Here is a 13,433-nt window from a genome sequence, read left to right on the forward strand (position 1 = left end):
GGCCGGGACGGCCGGTATACTCACACCTGACAGGAACGATCCTCTGCCATGACAATCAGCAGTATGACCGGCTTCGCTCGGGAGGGGGGAACGATTGGCCCTTTTCAGTGGGCCTGGGAGCTCAAGTCCGTCAACGGCCGCGGGCTCGATGTCCGGGTCCGGACGCCCCCGGGACTCGAAAGCGCTGGGGAAGAAGCCAGGGGCATCGTGGCCAAGGCCCTTGGACGCCGGCAAGTTCAGCTCACGCTCTCCCTCACGAGGGGGGCGGGTGCGACCCGAATTCGCGTCAACCGGGATGTCCTAGCCTCGCTCCTCTCGGCCCTGGAGGGCCTCGAGCTCCCGGCGTCGGTGCAACCGGCATCGCTCGATGGATTGCTGCAGGTGAAAGGGATCGTGGAGGTCGAAGACGAACTGGCTGACCCTGCGACCAGCAAGATCCTGTCCGACGACCTGCGTGACGGCGCGGCCAAAGCCGTCGAGGCCCTGAAAGTGGCGCGCACCAGTGAAGGCACCGCTCTTGCCGAAGTTCTTCGCGGCCAGCTCGATACGATCGAGAAGCTCGTCGAGCAGGCGGATTCAGCGCCGGGGCGTCGTCCCGAGGCGGTTCGGGCAAGGCTGGAGACGCAACTCGCGGAGCTTCTCGAAGGAAGATTGGCGCTCGACCCGGTGCGCCTGCACCAGGAAGCGGTCCTGATCGCAACGAGAGCCGATATCCGCGAAGAACTCGACAGGCTCAAGGCGCACATCGTCTCGGCGCGCTCTCTCTTGCAGGGTGGCGGCCCGGTCGGGCGCCGGCTGGATTTCCTGGCGCAGGAATTCGGGCGCGAGGCCAATACCCTCTGCTCGAAGGCGAACGACATATCGCTCTCGAGAACCGGCCTGGAGCTCAAGGCCGTCGTGGAGCAGTTTCGTGAGCAGGTTCAGAACGTGGAGTAAACATGCCTGAACTGGACCTCAAGCGACGCGGACTTCTCCTGATCCTCTCCTCGCCATCGGGAGCCGGCAAATCGACACTCACCCGTAACCTCGTCCGGGAAGATCGCGGAATCAAGCTTTCGATCTCCGTGACGACGCGCCACCGGCGCCCTTCGGAGATCGATGGAATCCATTACCATTTCCTGCCCCAGGAGACGGATTTCATCGAAATGCGCGATCGAGGGGATCTCCTCGAGTGGGCCGAGGTGCACGGCAATTTCTATGGAACGCCGCGCAAACCCGTGGAGCAGGCCCTCGCGCGCGGTGAAGACATGATGTTCGACATCGACTGGCAGGGCACTCGTCAGATCGTCGAGAAGATGCGTAAGGACGTGGTGAGCGTTTTTGTGCTTCCGCCTTCGATGTCCGAGCTTCGGGCGCGTCTGGAGCGGCGCGCCGAGGACGCGCCCGAAGTCATCGCTCGGCGTCTTCGGAACGCACGGGAGGAAATCGCGCAGTGGGAAAGCTACGACTACGTGCTCGTGAACGATGATCTCGACCGGACGTTCGGAGAGTTGAAGGCGATACTTGCAGCTGAGCGGCTTCGCCGGGAACGGCAGATTGACCTCTCGTCCTTCGTGCCGGCTCTCCTTGCCGAAGAGGCGTAGGATTGAAGCGGCAAGCCTGCTTCACGGAGAACTTGGAATTCCACGTCCGAGGCTCTGATCCCAGGCGTTCGCCAGACGCACGAAGCCCTCAACCGGAACCTCTTCCGCGCGAACCGTTTCCTCCAGGCCGGCTGCCGTAATGATGGTCACTGGTTCCGCAACAATCGGCCGGAGACTCTGGCGAAGCATCTTGCGGCGCTGTCCAAAGGCTGCCCGGGTTATGGTCTCGAGGCTGCGAACCCGGCATGGAAGAGGTGTCTCGTGCGGCTCGAGGTGAACGACGCTCGAGGTCACTTTCGGAGGGGGCACGAAGGCACTCGGCGGAACGTCGAAGAGGATGCGGGCGGCGGTCCGCCAGCCACACAGGACTCCGAGACGCCCGTAATCGTCGGGCCGGTGCTCGTCTGCAACGATCCGCTCCGCGACCTCGCGCTGGAACATCAGGGTAAGAGATTGCCAGAAGGGAGGCCAAGTTTCGCCGGCGAGCCAGCCGGTGAGCAAAGCCGTCCCGACATTGTAGGGAAGATTGGCGACGATGCGGACGGGCCCGTCGCCCAAGGCAGGACGCGGATCGAAAGCCAGCGCATCGGCCTCGACGATTTCGACCCGGCCCGGGTAGTGTTCCGCAATTTCGGCCAGGGCTGGGAGGCATCGGGGGTCGCGTTCGATGGCGACGACCCGCTCCGCCCCGGCAGCGAGAAGCGCGCGGGTCAGTCCGCCCGGTCCCGGCCCTACCTCGATGACCGTGACGCCCTCGAGCGGGCCGGCAGCTCGTGCAATTCGGCTGGTCAGGTTCAGGTCGAACAGAAAGTTTTGACCGAGCGACTTGCGCGCTAGGAGGCCGTGCTTCCGTACGACATCACGAAGTGGCGGGAGATCGTCGATCTGGCTCATGGCCTGACGGTGCGACCGAGCCGGGCAGCGAGCCGTATTGCGGCGACGAGACTCTCCGGTCGCGCGAGGCCCGTACCGGCGATGTCGAATGCGGTGCCATGATCGGGCGAGGTTCGGACGAATGGCAGCCCGAGCGTGACGTTGACGGCGTCGTCAAAAGCGATCGTCTTGATCGGGACGAGCGCCTGATCGTGATACATGGCAAGGGCGGCATCGTATTCCTGCCGCGCCCGCGAATGGAACATTGTGTCCGCTGGAAGCGGGCCACGGGCATTGATGCCTTCATCCTGAAGCATCCGAACAGCAGGCGCGATGACCGCCTGATCCTCCGAGCCGAGCATTCCGCTCTCCCCGGCGTGAGGGTTCAGTCCGGCGACGGCAAGGCGGGGGTGTCGGATCCCGAACTTCTCGGCCAGCTCCCGAGCAACGATGCGACCGGTCTTGACGATCAGAGCCGCGTCGAGCAGCGATGGCACGCGTGCAAGTGGCACATGGGCCGTGACGGGCACGACGGCGAGCGTTTCGCTCCAGAGCATCATGACGGGATGCGGCGGAGGAGAATCCGGAGTGCGTGCAAGTTCTGCGAGAAACTCGGTGTGGCCCGGATGCGGGAAACCCGCCTCCCTCAATACGTCCTTCGCGATGGGATTGGTGACGACGGCGGCGCCGCGACCCGAAGTGACGAGCGAGACGGCGCGCTCGATTGCCTCGATCGTTCCCGCAGCCGAAGCAGGATCCGGCTGCCCGGGCTCCGCACGAGTCTTCTGTGCGAGAGGCAGTATCGGAAAGGCACGATCAAAGGTCACGCAGGCCCGATCAGGCTCGATTTCCGCGAGCGGAATATCCCAACCCAGACGTACGGCACGTTCGCGAAGGAGTTCCGGGTCGGCCAGCACCGCGAAGGGCGGAAGCTGCAGGAACGAGCGAGACTGCCAGGCGGCAAGCGTGATGTCCGGTCCGATCCCGGCGGGGTCGCCCTGCGTCAGGATGAGAGGAGTCGGTTCAGCAGTATTCACCGGTCCGCAGTGCCATTGCTCGCGCCCCCGCTCAGTTGCTGCTGGACCGTGGCTGCGCCCAGCGTGCGCAGTTCGAGCCGGAAGAGGAGCGTCTGGTTTCGGTCCCGCTCTCCAGATGCAAGGGAATCATCACGCGGCGTCATGATGTAGCTGACAGAGAACGTCGTGCACTCGTCCATATACCCGACGCCGAGTGATACCTGGTTGAGATTCAACGGGTCGCGGCGGCGATAATATGCCGTTGTAGGGTCGTTGATGAAATCCGCAATGAACTGGTTGCGTGCCGTGATGTACCGGTCGAGATCGACGGTGACAGATCCGGTCAGGAACCAGTTCTGTGGCAGCCCCCAGCGGGCCGAGGCGACGACGCCTTCGCGGCGCTGATCATAGCCGATTTCGGGCTGCGCAGCGTATCGTGCGTAGAGAACCGAGGCGCTGAGCGGTACATAGGGGGCGAAGTTTGCGACAGTTCCAGCCTCGAACGACTTCAGGCCGAAATCATCCTGATCGTGCCGTCCGCGTGCGAAGAATGAGAACGAATTGCTGGGCGAAACCTGAACGCGCGAAACGTAATCCGACCGCTGGGATTCGAGGCCCGAATCCCGGCCAGTATTCACGAGATCGAACTGGCGGAAGGAGTTTCTGCCCGCGATCTGAAAGGACTGGCCGAAGAGGGCATTGGCATAGAAGCCATCCTCTCCAGTGACCGTGTACTGCACGCCGACATTGGCACGCGTTCCGCCCTCGACTCGATCATAGCCCGAGAACTTGTCCCATTCGAGGATCGAGGTGTCGTCGAAAACTAGGCTCTGCGCATCCTCGTTCGGCACATGACCCACTCTCGTCTCGTTCGGCCGCACGATTAGCTGCGCGACCGGCTCGATAACCTGAGAAGCCTTTTCGCCGAGGCTTGCCACGAGCGGGAAACGATACTCGAGCCCGACAGCCGGCATCAAGCGCGTGGCGGTGTGGTCCTCCCCACCGATGAAATTCAGGATCTCGGCGTTCTGAAAGTTGGTTGTGTCGGGCGCCAGGAAGAAGCCGTCCGCCCGCATATAGGTGAATGGCGTCCAGACCTGACCGATCGGATCGATGACCTCCCGGCGCCAGGACACGCCGACAGACGCACGGGAGTACGTCCCGCTGAGCCCGCGCACGAGGCACACGCCGCGCTCGAAGATTGTGCAAGTTGGATAGAGGCCGAATAGACGCTCGACCTGAACGGGGATCTGCTGGAACTGGGCAGCCTCACGCGTGAGGCTGGTGACGTTCATGTCGACCGCAATCTCGCCGCCGAGCGCACCGGGCCCGTCGAAGCGCTTGTTGTAGTCGAGGACGGGATGCACGACCGGCTGCTGCTTCTGCCAATCGTAGGTCGAGAGGCCCTGGAAGTAGTAGCCGCGCAGATCGAACCATGAGCGATCGCCCTGACCCTGAAGGTACAGGGTCGAGATCGATTCCTTGAAGTAGTACAGCGAGGTCACGCTCTCGCTGCGGATATGGTAGTTTTGAAGAAACCACTTGTCGGAAAGAAGGGCGATGTTCCAGCCCCACTTCCAGCGCTCATTGAGATGGAAGAGACCCGAGCTCTCGAGTGAGCCACGGTCCTCGCGGTCGCCGGCGCCGAGCGGGCTGACCAGGAAGGCGTCCTTGTCCTGCTGGATGATTCCGGCCGCGCGAATGTTGTAGGCGCCGGTCAACAGCCGGTGGCGCCATTCCACCTGTCCGAGAACGCCCTGGCGACTCAGGAACGTCGGTGAAAATGTCAAGTCATAGTTCGGCGCGATCGCCCAGAAATAGGGAATCGTGACGCCAGTCCCGAGGGATGTCGAGGCGACATAGCGCGGAGCCAGGAATCCGGACTTGCGTTTGACGGTCGGATCCGGGGTCCAGAAATATGGGACATAGGCGATCGGGACGCCGAGAAATTCCAGCGATGCATTCTCGTAATAGATCGTGCGTTCGCTGTTGTCGTGAATGATCCGCGCCGCTTTGACCTGCCAGAGGGGAGGGCGCTCGGGGTGCTCCTTGCAGGGTTCGCAGGCTGTGTAGGTGCCACGCTGGAACGTGGTGGTCTCGCCGGCGGCACGCTCGGCGCGCGGGGCCGAGAAACGTGTGGTCACCGGCCCGATCTCATCCTTCGTGCTCTGCACGAGCCGCAGCGAATCGATGAAGCCGCTCTTGAAATCGTCAGTCAGCTCGAATCGATCACCCGTGATGACCGCGCCGGAGGGGTCCGTCAGCCGCGCGTTGCCTTCCGCGAACACCCGCCCGGTATTGCGGTCGTAGGTGACCCGGTCGGCCTGCAATGTCCTGCCCTGGTAATGGAGCTGGACATCGCCGGAGGCCGAGATGGTGTTCCGGTCGTTGTCGTAAACGATCTCGCGGGCATCCACGAGCAGCCGGTCCTCGCCCGACTGCGCGGGCGCGCGGCTGGCGATGGCCTCGTTGAGAGTGCCCTGAGCCTGCGCGTGCAAAGCAGTGGTACAAAGTAGCGCCGCCGCCACTGCAGCGGCTGCGACCGGTGTCCTGCCCCGTCCCATTCCCGCTCCTACCGGGATCCTGCTCCGAGAACCATCAGCCGTCCTCCTGGTACAAGAGAGCAAGGACACCCAGCATCACGCCTACAATAGCGGGGAACCAGGCTGCGACCCTTGTCTCAACGAGACCCGAGGCGCCCAGATCCTCCATGAGTTCGGTCGCGACATAAAGCATGAAGCCTGCTGCGACACCACCCAGAACCAACTTCGCGATCCCACCAAATCGGAAAAATCTTAACGAAACCGACGCCGCCACCAGGACCATGGCGACGAAGAGCACGGGACGTGCGAGAAGGGTGTCGTAATGCAGCCGGTAGGGACGGGCGTCGAGGCCGGCCCGCTCCGTCCGCTCGATGGTCTCGCGAAGAGACCAGAACGAAACTGCGTCCGGCGCGGTGAAGCTCTCCTTGAGCTGCGCTGGCTCGAGTGAGGACGCTACCATCATCTGGCCATAGCTGCGGGGTTCTTCCTCGGCTGTCAGGACACGAGCGTCGCGGAGGTCCCAGAACCCGTCCCGGAGGTGAGCCTCCTTAGCCTCGACGCGCTGGATGAACGCTCCCGAATCGTCGAACATGAACATGGTCACCCGGGTCAGAGTCGAGGCTCCCGGAACGAGTGCCTCTGCCCGAATGATGGCCTGTCCCTCGGGGCTGCGCTGCCGCATCCAGATTTCCCGTCCAGTTGCGCGGGAGGGATTGTCGAAAATGCGTGCCTCGATGATCCCGGCCTGTTGCCGCAGGGCCGCGGAGAGCGGGTTGTAGAGGGTGATCGATGCAACCCCCAGCAAGGCGGCAACCAGAAGCCCGGGCTGCAGAAACTCCCAAGCGGATATGCCGGCTGCGCGGGCGACGACGAGCTCGAGCTTTCGGCTGAGCTGCAGCAAGGTCGCCATGCTGCCGAAGAGTACGGCGAAGGGCAGCACCTGCTCGGCGACCGACGGAGTCCGGAAAAGGGCCAGCTGGGCCATCATCGCGGCGGTGGCGCCGGGTGCATCGCCGGCGCGACGCATGAGCTCGACGAAGTCGATCGTGTAGACGAGTGCGAAGACCGTGCCGAACACCACGAGGATGGTCTTGACGAACCGTATGGAGAAATAGCGCCCGAGGGTCGCACCGATGATCAAATCATGTCCTCCCGCGTGCAAAGCCGCGGAGGGCGGCATGGTGGCTGCGTCCGGCACGGCTCAAGGCTCGTGCAGATTTCAAGGAGCCTCTGAAGATATAGACTAGGGAGATCGCGATGGCGGCGAGCGGTGCTCCATAGACGCCGATCGTGGCGAGGGGGTTGCGCACGACGGCTCCGGACGCCGCGAACCCGGCGATCCGCACGCCGACCACGGCCGTGACCGCTGCAGCGATGGCGAGCCCACGCCCCTGCCGGGTCGTGCGGGCGTCTCCGAGCGCCGCGAAGGCGATCATCATCATGGCAAGAGGATAGAGCCAGGCCGACAGGCGGTCGTGCAACTCGGCGCGGAAGCGGCCTTCCTGGACCTTGTAGTAGGGCTCTTCCTTGTCGGGGAAGAGGAGTTGCATGGTGCTGCGCTCGCGCGGCTTGTAGACGACTTCGTCTCCCTCCTGGTTGAAGGCGGTCAGGTCCACCGCATAGCGCTCGAAGGAGACGATGGACGAATCCCGGCTGTTCTGCTCCTGGCGCTGAACGCTGCCTTTCTCGAGCACGAGATAGGGCTGGCCATTCACCTCTACGGTCTGTCCGCGCTCGGCGAGATAGACGATGGGACGATCGGGATCCCGCCGATCTTGCATGAAGATGCCGAGCAGGGCGTCCCCGGATCGCTCCCGGTAATGAAAGGTGATGCCATTATCGAGACTCGTGAACTGGCCGGCCTTGACCATGTTCGCGACGAAGTCGGCGCGGACCCGGGTGACGAGATCACGCAGCTCCTGGAGGCTGGCAGGCATCAGGTGCATGGTCATGAGCCCGACGAGCATGGCGACCAGAAGACTCAGGACGAGGAAGGGCCGCATCAACCTGGACGGCGCCATGCCGGCCGCGCTCATGACGATCAGTTCGGAGTCGCTGTTCAGCCGGTTGAGCGTGTAGATCGTCGCGATGAAGAGCGCGACCGGCGAGATCACCGTGATGAGCGCCGGCAGCGACAATGCGGTGGCCACCAGGAACACGAAGAGGGTCTGTCCCTTGCCCGTCAGGAGATCGAGTTCGCGCAGGAGTTGGGTGATCCAGATCACACCCGTGAGCCCGATCAGGCATGCCGCGAACGCGCTGAACGCGATCCCGAAAATATAGCGCTCGGCCAGTTGCATGGAGGACGTGGATCTCTGGAACTTTCGGGCCCTGGCGTGGGTAACCCGAGGTGTCCGGCCACGCAAGTTGACGCCTCTTCAGAGGCGTGTGACTGAGGCAATTTGGCGGCATCTCTGCCCCAGTTTCCCGCTTTCACGCGATCAGAGGTCAGAATGGCCGACACTTTCAAGATGGAGTTCCAGTCCACCGCCAGCCTCGAAGGCGGTGACGTCGTCATCTTCGTTGCGGAAGATCTCGCGCCGACCCCAGGCGTCTCGGAACAGCTTGGCAGCCGGATCACGGATCTTCTGGCGCGGACGGCCGAGCTGGAGCGATTCAAGGGCAAGTACCTGTCGGGGATGACGATCGTCGCCCCTGCCGATCTGCCCATCGACCGCCTGATCGTCGTGGGCCTCGGGGGCGAGAAGGAGCGCGCCAAGCTGGACTTCGCCCAGCTCGGCGGTTTCGTGGCGGGCAAGCTCGGCGCCAAGACTGCGACCGTTCTGCTCGATTGTCCGGGCGTGCCGTTCAGCAGCGACGCTGCAGCTGATTTCACTCTCGGGATGCGCCTGCGGGCCTATACCTTCGACCGCTACAAGACGAAGAAGAAGGACGACGAGAAACCGGCCGGCCAGACCCGGGTCGTCCTGGCGGTGTCGGACGCCGCGGGCACCAAGCGAGCCGCGAAGAGCCGTGATGCCGTTGCTACGGGCGTGGTCATCGCCCGTGACCTCGTGAACGAGCCGCCCAATGTCCTCGGTCCCGAGGAGTTCGCGCTTCGGGCCCAGGCGCTTTCCAAGAATGGGGTCGACGTGGAAGTGCTCGATGAGAAGGCGATGCGCAAGATCGGGATGCGCGCCCTCCTGGGTGTCGGCCAGGGCTCGGCCCGGAACAGCCGCGTTGCGATCATGCGCTGGAACGGCGGAAAGTCGGACGATGCGCCGGTCGCCTTCATCGGCAAGGGCGTCGTGTTCGATTCCGGCGGCATTTCGATCAAGCCGGGCGGAGGCATGGAGGACATGAAGGGCGACATGGCCGGCGCAGCCTGCGTCGTTGGCCTGATGCATGCCCTCGCGACGCGGAAAGCGAAGGTCAACGCGATCGGGGCGATCGGTCTCGTCGAGAACATGCCGGACGGCGGAGCTCAACGCCCCGGCGATATCGTGACGACGCTGTCCGGACAGACGATCGAGATCATCAACACGGATGCTGAGGGACGCCTCGTCCTCGCCGACGTGCTCTGGTACGTGCAGGATCGCTTCAAGCCGAAAATGATGATCGATCTGGCGACGTTGACGGGCGCCATTCTCGTTGCTCTCGCGCAGGAATATGCCGGGCTTTTCTCCAACAATGACGAGCTTGTGGAACGACTCGTCGCAGCCGGACAGGCGACTGGGGAGCGGGTATGGCGGATGCCCATTGGCCCCGAGTTCGACAAGATGATCGAATCGAAGTTCGCGGACATGAAGAATACCGGCGGGCGTCACGGTGGCTCCAGCACGGCGGCGGCTCTGCTTCAGCGCTTCGTCAACGACGTTCCGTGGGCTCATCTCGATATCGCAGGCACCGCGATGGGGTCACCGAATACCGAAACCAGCCGCAGCTGGGGCTCCGGGTGGGGTGTCCGCCTCCTCGATCGTCTGGTGCGCGACCATTACGAGGGTTGAGTTCCCGGGGTCGCCGTGGCGGAGATTCTCTTTTATCACCTGCAACGGCAGCCCCTCGAGGCGGTGCTGCCCAGCCTCCTCGTCAAATCGATCGAGCGCGGCTGGCGCGTCGTCGTCCAGGCAGTGACCGAGGAACGTCTGGCCGCACTGGACGACCATCTCTGGATTTATTCGGATGAGAGTTTCCTGCCGCACGGCACGGATCGGGAACCGCAGCCGGAGAGCCAGCCCGTTCTGCTGACCACTCTACCTTCAAACCCGAACGCCGCGAAAATCCGCTTTCTCGTGGAAGGGGCCGACCTCCCGGACCCGATCGACACTTATGAGCGAGTGGTGATTCTCTTCGATGGTGACGATGAGGAGGCGCTTGCTCGTGCACGCACACAGTGGCGGGCGGTCACGAAGTCCGGAATGTCCGCGACCTATTGGCAGCAGGACGAGCGAGGGCGCTGGCAGAAGAAAGCATAGGCCGCACTCAACGGACAAATCCGATCGGGACGATGGATGCCGCATCGCCGTGCATCCAATCCGCGCTAGGTGCGTCCATCAGCACGGAGATCGACATGTCTCGCCTTTTCGCCCTGATCCTGGCTCTCGCCCTGGCCACCCCCCTGTCCGTTCCGTCGGCATCACTCGCGCAGCCAGCTTCGAACACCCAGCAGGGGAGGGAAGATCAGCCGCGTTCAGGCTCCGAGGCGTCCAGGCGCGAGCGCGCCCCCGAGCCGGCCAAATTGCCGCCTCAGGTCACGACCCGCCACTCGCTGGAACTGCCCGGGCGCACGCTGAAATTCATAGCGACGACCGGCGCGCTGACCCTGACGGATCCGCAGGGAAATCCGGTCGCGGAATACGGCTTCACGTCCTACACGCTCGACGGGGCGGACCCGTCGACGCGAACCGTCACCTTCGCAATCAATGGCGGGCCGGGCGCATCCTCGGCCTATCTCCATCTCCTGGCCCTCGGACCATGGCTCCTTCCGCTTAACGATCAACGGATCTCTCCGTCCACATCCCCGGCTCTCGTCCCGAATGACGAGACATGGCTGGACTTCACCGATCTGGTGTTCATCGACCCGCCGGGAACCGGATACGCGCGCGTCATCGGAGGCGATCAGGTTCGGGAACGCTTCTATTCCGTCGAGGGAGACATCGACGGGCTCGCCGCTTTCGTGATGCGTTGGCTGAAGGAGAAGAACCGGCTGCAATCCCCGAAGGCCTTCGTGGGCGAGAGCTATGGTGGATTTCGCGGCCCGCTTTTGGCACAGAAGCTGCAAAGCGATCTGGGAGTGGGCCTGAGCGCGGTCGTCCTGATCTCCCCGGTTCTGGACTTTGGCTGGTTCAGCCAGCCCGGGCACTCTCCATGGGTTCACGCGACGCGGCTACCTTCGATGGCCGCTGCGGTCCTCGCAAGGCGCGGAAGCCTGTCCCGCGAAGCACTGCAGGATGTCGAGCAATACGCATCCGGGGAATATCTCGTCGACCTCATGCGAGGATTGCAGGACGCCGCGGCCCTGGACCGGCTCAGCAAACGCGTCTCTGAACTCACCGGCCTCGACCGGGATCTGGTGCGGCGGCTTGCGGGGCGCATCGAGCCCGGGACATTCCAGCGAGAGTTCCGGCGCGGCAGTTCCGAGGTGGTCAGTGCTTACGACACGGATGTCAGGAGCGCCGATCCGAACCCGACTGCCGCCTTCACTCGATTCGAGGATCCCGGGCTGACCGGAATGACTGCGCCGCTCACCAGCGCGATCATCGATCATCTGTCACGGACACTTTCATACCCCGTCGAGGGTCGCCGATACGAACTTCTGAACGGCGACGTGAATGGTGCATGGCGCTGGGGCAGGGGGCGCGGACAGCCCGAGAGCCTGGAGGAGATGCGTCGCGCGCTGGCGCTCGACGGAAATCTCCGGGTTCTCGTCGCCCATGGCTACACCGACCTCGTGACGCCCTACTTCGCGAGCCAGCTCCTGCTGAACCAGCTCCCGTCGCTCGGTCCGGAACCTCGGGTATCCCTCGAGGTCTTCGAGGGCGGGCACATGTTCTACTCCCGTGGGGCGAGTCGCCGCGCGTTTCGCGACGTAGCCCAGCGGACCTATTCCGAAGCCCTTCGAGCCCGAAACGCGGAAGAGCCTTGAAATTGAAAGCGATCCGAGGATTCACGTTTCTGCTCGGCTTTGCCGGCTGTCTCGCCCTGGCGGCCTGTGTCGGAGGCGGCTCCGAACCGCCGCGGGTAGCCGCCGCACCACCGGTCGCGACAACTCCTGCGCGTGTCATGGGTCCGGTGCTCGGACCGGATGGGCGCTGCACCGGCGAGTCCCTGACAACCGCTGCGCGAATCGAGCCCGGCATCGGCGAATGCGATCTCGTTCGTCTGAAGGGGCGCACGCCGACGGATGTGCTCATCGGAGAAAGCGGCCGAGGCCAGCGCGAAGTTCAAGTGCTTTACTCCGAACCCGGTGGGCGAGAATTGTATTTCTTCGTCGACAACCGGCTGGACCGGGTCGTGCGGTAGCTCGCACGACCGACACCGCAAGGGTTTCCGTGCAGTTGGATCAGGTAGCGTCTCCGACAGGGCGGAAGACGGACAGGCCCCCGACGCTTGATCGCGGTCCGACGGTCAAAGGATCCGTCGTCGCAGGTAAGCCCCAATCTGCTCGACGACTACGACCAGGATGAACACGACGATGACGATCGTCGCGGCGGTGTCGTAGTCGAAGAGATCGAAAGCGACATTTAACTCAATGCCAATCCCTCCGGCCCGACGAGCCCAAGGACGACCGACGCCCGCGTTGCCTTCTCGAGGCAGAAGAGCGCAGTGGCGATGAAGGAGGGCATCGCGTTCGGCACGACTGCTGAGAAGACGAGCCCGGTTCGTGTCGCTCCAATCGTCAACAAGGCCTCGCGCGGGCCCCTGTCCGTTTCCTCCATGGCCTCGGCGAAGAAGCGGCCTGCATAGCCGATCGTGTCCACGGCTGGGCGCGGCCTTCGACATCGAGGTCGCGCTCCTCGACGCGGATCGCTCTCTCGTCGCGAACGGCATCACGACGGCATTTCATGGCGTCACATGGTCGTGGGAGCCGGGATTGCGAGGTGCGGAGAATGTGCGCCGTCTCGTGGCAGCGATCGAGCGTCTGGCTTCACGCTTCTGCGCCGACACCCGCATTCACCTGCGTCACGAGACGTTCAATCTGGCGGCCGAGCGGGAGATCATCGATTGGATCACCATGCGCCGGATCGGTATCCTGGCCTTCAATGATCACATGGAAGGCACCCTGAAGGCGCGGCACAGGCCCGACAAGATCGCAACGATGGTCGAACGGTCCGGATTGACCGACGGAGAGTTCATGGGGCTCGTCGAGCGGGTCTATTCGCGCAAAGGCGAAGTTCCGGCATCCCGATGATGTCGCACGACGACATGAATCCGGAGATGCGCCGTTGGTTTCGGGCACTCGGTGCTTCCATCGCCGA

General features: G+C 63.7%; 13 protein-coding genes. 7 read left to right on the plus strand and 6 right to left on the minus strand.

All coding sequences use genetic code 11. The features are described from left to right. The first annotated feature begins 48 nt into the window (after nt 1–48). Both BN1233_RS17840 and gmk read left to right on the plus strand, forming a co-directional pair. A complete protein-coding gene (locus BN1233_RS17840; protein ID WP_046864924.1) occupies nt 49–936 on the plus strand; it encodes a YicC/YloC family endoribonuclease in 888 nt (295 codons plus the stop codon). Between the two features lie 2 nt (nt 937–938). Then, nucleotides 939–1,583 (plus strand): guanylate kinase, encoded by a 645-nt coding sequence (gene gmk / locus BN1233_RS17845; RefSeq protein ID WP_046864925.1) that lies wholly within the window; start codon nt 939–941, stop codon nt 1,581–1,583. Nucleotides 1,584–1,604: 21 nt separating this feature from the next. Here the strand turns inward: gmk and rsmA are convergent, their stop codons facing one another. The 5 genes from rsmA to lptF are packed head-to-tail and all read right to left on the minus strand — an operon-like array spanning nt 1,605 to nt 8,315. Next, nucleotides 1,605–2,477, minus strand: coding sequence for a 16S rRNA (adenine(1518)-N(6)/adenine(1519)-N(6))-dimethyltransferase RsmA (rsmA, locus tag BN1233_RS17850; protein WP_046864926.1), 873 nt, complete (start codon nt 2,475–2,477; stop codon nt 1,605–1,607). Beyond that, nucleotides 2,474–3,493, minus strand: coding sequence for a 4-hydroxythreonine-4-phosphate dehydrogenase PdxA (gene pdxA, locus BN1233_RS17855; protein ID WP_046864927.1), 1,020 nt, complete (start codon nt 3,491–3,493; stop codon nt 2,474–2,476). Before pdxA ends, rsmA begins: the two co-directional genes overlap by 4 nt. Further along, nucleotides 3,490–6,036 carry an LPS-assembly protein LptD gene (locus tag BN1233_RS17860; RefSeq protein ID WP_046864928.1) on the minus strand — a complete coding sequence of 849 codons (2,547 nt, stop codon included), beginning with the start codon at nt 6,034–6,036 and terminating at the stop codon, nt 3,490–3,492. Before BN1233_RS17860 ends, pdxA begins: the two co-directional genes overlap by 4 nt. 34 nt (nt 6,037–6,070) lie before the next feature. Beyond that, nucleotides 6,071–7,156 carry an LPS export ABC transporter permease LptG gene (gene lptG / locus BN1233_RS17865; protein ID WP_046864929.1) on the minus strand — a complete coding sequence of 362 codons (1,086 nt, stop codon included), beginning with the start codon at nt 7,154–7,156 and terminating at the stop codon, nt 6,071–6,073. A 1-nt stretch (nt 7,157) separates the two neighbouring features. Continuing rightward, nucleotides 7,158–8,315, minus strand: a complete 1,158-nt coding sequence (gene lptF / locus BN1233_RS17870; RefSeq protein WP_046864930.1) for an LPS export ABC transporter permease LptF — start codon at nt 8,313–8,315, stop codon at nt 7,158–7,160. Between the two features lie 153 nt (nt 8,316–8,468). On the opposite strand from lptF, the gene BN1233_RS17875 reads away from it, so the two are divergent. From BN1233_RS17875 to BN1233_RS47040, 4 genes are all read left to right on the plus strand, one after another. Beyond that, on the plus strand, nt 8,469–9,962 hold the full coding sequence (locus BN1233_RS17875) for a leucyl aminopeptidase (RefSeq protein ID WP_046864931.1): 1,494 nt from the start codon (nt 8,469–8,471) through the stop codon (nt 9,960–9,962). A 15-nt stretch (nt 9,963–9,977) separates the two neighbouring features. Next, on the plus strand, nt 9,978–10,430 hold the full coding sequence (locus BN1233_RS17880) for a DNA polymerase III subunit chi (protein WP_046864932.1): 453 nt from the start codon (nt 9,978–9,980) through the stop codon (nt 10,428–10,430). A gap of 95 nt (nt 10,431–10,525) precedes the next feature. After that, on the plus strand, nt 10,526–12,100 hold the full coding sequence (locus tag BN1233_RS17885; protein ID WP_046864933.1) for a S10 family peptidase: 1,575 nt from the start codon (nt 10,526–10,528) through the stop codon (nt 12,098–12,100). A gap of 11 nt (nt 12,101–12,111) precedes the next feature. After that, entirely contained in the window at nt 12,112–12,477 is a 366-nt protein-coding gene (locus tag BN1233_RS47040) for a hypothetical protein (RefSeq protein ID WP_425311724.1), read from the plus strand. Nucleotides 12,478–12,698: 221 nt separating this feature from the next. On the opposite strand, the gene BN1233_RS49740 is transcribed toward BN1233_RS47040, so the two are convergent. After that, nucleotides 12,699–12,935, minus strand: a complete 237-nt coding sequence (locus tag BN1233_RS49740; RefSeq protein ID WP_052763836.1) for a PhnE/PtxC family ABC transporter permease — start codon at nt 12,933–12,935, stop codon at nt 12,699–12,701. A 113-nt stretch (nt 12,936–13,048) separates the two neighbouring features. Between BN1233_RS49740 and BN1233_RS43005 the strand changes: the two genes are divergently transcribed. After that, nucleotides 13,049–13,366 (plus strand): amidohydrolase family protein, encoded by a 318-nt coding sequence (locus BN1233_RS43005; protein ID WP_052763837.1) that lies wholly within the window; start codon nt 13,049–13,051, stop codon nt 13,364–13,366. Nucleotides 13,367–13,433 lie beyond the last annotated feature (67 nt).

The sequence above is a fragment of the Microvirga massiliensis genome, from assembly GCF_001006805.1.
Lineage (GTDB): Bacteria > Pseudomonadota > Alphaproteobacteria > Rhizobiales > Beijerinckiaceae > Microvirga > Microvirga massiliensis.

Bases quoted from the DNA above. Each gene is read 5' to 3' on its own strand.
- BN1233_RS17885 (WP_046864933.1), top strand. From the start codon at position 10,526: ATGTCTCGCCTTTTCGCCCTGATCCTGGCTCTCGCCCTGGCCACCCCC.
- BN1233_RS17860 (WP_046864928.1), bottom strand. From the start codon at position 6,036: ATGGGACGGGGCAGGACACCGGTCGCAGCCGCTGCAGTGGCGGCGGCG.
- BN1233_RS17875 (WP_046864931.1), top strand. From the start codon at position 8,469: ATGGCCGACACTTTCAAGATGGAGTTCCAGTCCACCGCCAGCCTCGAA.
- rsmA (WP_046864926.1), bottom strand. From the start codon at position 2,477: ATGAGCCAGATCGACGATCTCCCGCCACTTCGTGATGTCGTACGGAAG.
- BN1233_RS17840 (WP_046864924.1), top strand. From the start codon at position 49: ATGACAATCAGCAGTATGACCGGCTTCGCTCGGGAGGGGGGAACGATT.
- gmk (WP_046864925.1), top strand. From the start codon at position 939: ATGCCTGAACTGGACCTCAAGCGACGCGGACTTCTCCTGATCCTCTCC.
- lptF (WP_046864930.1), bottom strand. From the start codon at position 8,315: ATGCAACTGGCCGAGCGCTATATTTTCGGGATCGCGTTCAGCGCGTTC.